The sequence below is a fragment of the Morganella psychrotolerans genome, assembly GCF_001676155.1.
Lineage (GTDB): Bacteria > Pseudomonadota > Gammaproteobacteria > Enterobacterales > Enterobacteriaceae > Morganella > Morganella psychrotolerans.
The window spans coordinates 1-871 of record NZ_LZEW01000025.1; the positions used below are offsets into that span (position 1 = coordinate 1).

Annotated in this window: 2 protein-coding genes; both read right to left on the reverse strand. The window is 49.0% G+C overall.

The window, feature by feature from the left end; translation table 11 throughout:
* Positions 1-318, reverse strand: a 318-nt coding sequence (locus AYY16_RS15045; RefSeq protein ID WP_412778969.1) for a hypothetical protein, incomplete at its 3' end; no start/stop codon positions are given.
* Positions 245-871: hypothetical protein (locus AYY16_RS20485; protein WP_162271065.1), on the reverse strand; the 627-nt coding region annotated here is incomplete at its 5' end. The genes AYY16_RS15045 and AYY16_RS20485, both read right to left, overlap by 74 nt.

The window sequence follows — 871 nt, forward strand, 5'->3', positions numbered from 1 at the left end:
TTTTTTCGCGTCAGTGGTATCAATGCCTTTGTCTTCCGCTTTCGCTATCAGGTCATCGAGTTTTGCTTTTGCATCTTCGGCATCTTTCAGGGCGTCTTTGGCTTTTTCCAGCTTGTTTTCCGCGTCGGCGAGGTCTTTTTTATCCCCGCTGTCACGCGCTTTTTCTGCGGCTTTTTTCGCATCTTCCGCCAGTTTTTCTGCGTCTTCCGCTAATTTATCAACGGATTCAGCGGTTTTATCCAGCTTATCTTTGACGTCTTTTTTTCTGCTCTGCGGTCGGATTATCCGGCAGGTCGTCGATGGCTGTATTGGTATCATCGATTTTATTATCAATATCGCTCTGAATGCTGCTGATGATTTTCCCGGCGTTATCCAGGGTTTTACCCGCGCTGTCCAGATGCTTCTGCGCTTCACCGGCATCCGCCTGCGCATCTTTGATATCCACGCCTTTTTCACCGGCTTTGCTGATAAGCGTATCCAGTTTGGCTTTGGAATCTGCCGCGTTACTCAGTGCTTCTCTGGCGTCAGCCAGCAGTTTTTTCGCATAATCAAGATCTGCTTTATCGCCGGACTCACGGGCTTTTTCTGCTGCTTTTTCAGCTGATTTTGCCAGTTTCTCCGCGCTTTCAGCCTGTTTACTGACCGAGTCTGCTGCTTTGTCCAGCTGCGCTTTGACTTTGCTTAAATCTTTGTCGTCCGTGTCCGTGCCATCGAGGTCGTTTTTCGCTTTCACGTCATCGATGATGCTTTCCGTGCTGTCGAGATTATCCTGCGCTTTATCCAGGTGATCCTGTGCGCTGTCCGCCTCTTTTTTCGCGTCAGTGGTATCAATGCCTTTGTCTTCCGCTTTCGCTATCAGGTCATCGAGTTT